Source organism: Mycobacterium sp. TH-M11 (assembly GCF_057473725.1).
The window spans coordinates 1-1,905 of record NZ_JBYCLD010000183.1 but is presented as its reverse complement, the minus strand read 5'-3'; the positions used below and the strand labels follow the sequence as shown (position 1 = coordinate 1,905).

Below are 1,905 nucleotides of genomic sequence, written 5' to 3'. Positions count from 1 at the left end.
GATGTTCTGCGCGACGGTGCCGTGCACGAGCTGAGTTTCCTGCAGGACAAACCCCACTCGCGTGTAGAGCTCATCGGCGGTCAGCGACCGAATATCCTGTCCGGCAACGGTGATCGCACCCTGCTGCACATCGTAGAAGCGAGCCAGCAGCGCAGCCAGCGTGGATTTTCCGGACCCGGAGGGGCCGACGAGAGCGGTGACGGTTCCGGGCCGCAGCGTCAGGGAGACGTCGTGAATCACCGGTATCTCAGGTCGATAGCCGAAGCTCACCCGGTCGAACACCACCGAGTACCGGGATTCTTCCCGCGGCCGGTCGCGCACCGCGAGCTCCGGCTCGTCGAGAGCGATCTGCAACCGCCGGGCGGCCGACAGGCCGGCGCGGATACCGCCGAGGCCGTACGCGACGTTCAGCAGCCGGGCACCGAAGGTGGTGCCCAACAACAAGAACGGCAGCAGGTCGACGGGTGTCATCTCGCCGGCCACCACCAGTGGCGTGCCGGTCGCGACGATCAGCCACAGGAAGGTCGTGGGCCGGGTGACCAAGTCCATCAAGGTTTTCTTGCCGGCCAGCGGGCGCTGCCAGTCGGTCAGGAAACCGACATACTCGTCGAGTCGGCGGCGGAAACTTGACGCGGCGGCACCACCGAACACCCGGATCACCGGCTGGCCTTCGAGATACGCGCCGGCCTCGATGCTCATCCGCTCCGCCCAGCGTTGCGACTGCGCGATCTTCGGGCCGGACTGAATCGTCATCGACGACGTCAACACCAGGTAGACCAGCACCGGAACGAACAGCACCAACGCTACTCGCCAGTCGACGGCGAACAGGTAGACCAGCACCGCCAGCGGCGCTACCACCGCGGCGACCGCATCAGGGATGGCGTGGGTGAGAAGGTAGTGCAACGACAACGTGTCGTCGGCAACCAGTTGTTTGATCGATCCGGATCCGCGAGCGGTGAACCAGCCCAACGGCACTCGCGCCAATTTCCCCAGTAGCCGCGACCGCAGGTCGCGGGCGAACCGGGCGTCGACGACGTGCAGCCACAGCGTCAGCGCGGCCCCCAGCAGGGTGCCCACACCGAGCAGTGCGACGGCGGCGAAGCCGATCTCGCGCAGTCGCGAAGGTTCGGCGTCGGACACCAATAGCCGGGTCAGTTCGACCAACAGCAGGAACGGCGCCAACTGGATCAGCGTGATGACCATTTGCAGCACACCGGAAGCGATCAACGCCGGGCGCAGCGGCGCCAGCAGCCGACCCGCCGACTGCGCACGCCAACTTCCCTGGACTGCGGACGCCTCTTGCACGACAGCGCTTTCCGGCTCGGCGATGTCGACCCCCGTGGGTTCGTCGCCGCGGCGGATACCCATTTCGCGTCCGGCGCTCCAGTATGCCTGGGCATGAATCTCGGATTTGGGGAAGCCGAAGTCGCGCAGCCGAGTCCGAACGTGCTTGAGCGTGGTGGCTTCCGGTGTGGCCCAGGCATACCAGTCCGACCAGTCGCGGGTTTCGATGGCCGACGCCAGGGAGTTCTGGTCGCGCCGGGTTACCCAGTGCAGCCGCAGTCGCGGGTGCGCGGCGATCGGAATCTGCGGGTCGTTGTCGTCGTGCTGTTCGAGATACACCTCGATCGGCACGTCGTCGGGGACGACGGCGATGATGCCGTTGATACCCGGAATCGACGCCGCGTCGCCGATCAACAGGTAGCCCGCCGGGTGCTCGTCGGGTGTGTCGAAACGCGACGAGCCCATCAACGACATCACCGCAATGGTCGCCCCGGGTTCGACGGTGCGCGCCCAGGTGGACGCCGGGCCGGCCGGGTCGTGCAACACCACGTCGACGGCGAAACGCCCGGCAGGCGGGTCGGCTTCGGAGATCGTGTATGCGCGCTGAAATTCGGTGGTCGA

At 66.6% G+C, this 1,905-nt stretch carries 1 protein-coding gene; it reads right to left on the bottom strand.

Annotated elements, in window-relative coordinates; genetic code table 11:
- The coding region (locus tag AC2VOG_RS08085) for an ABC transporter ATP-binding protein/permease (RefSeq protein ID WP_486939395.1) at positions 1-1,905 on the bottom strand (1,905 nt) is incomplete at both ends.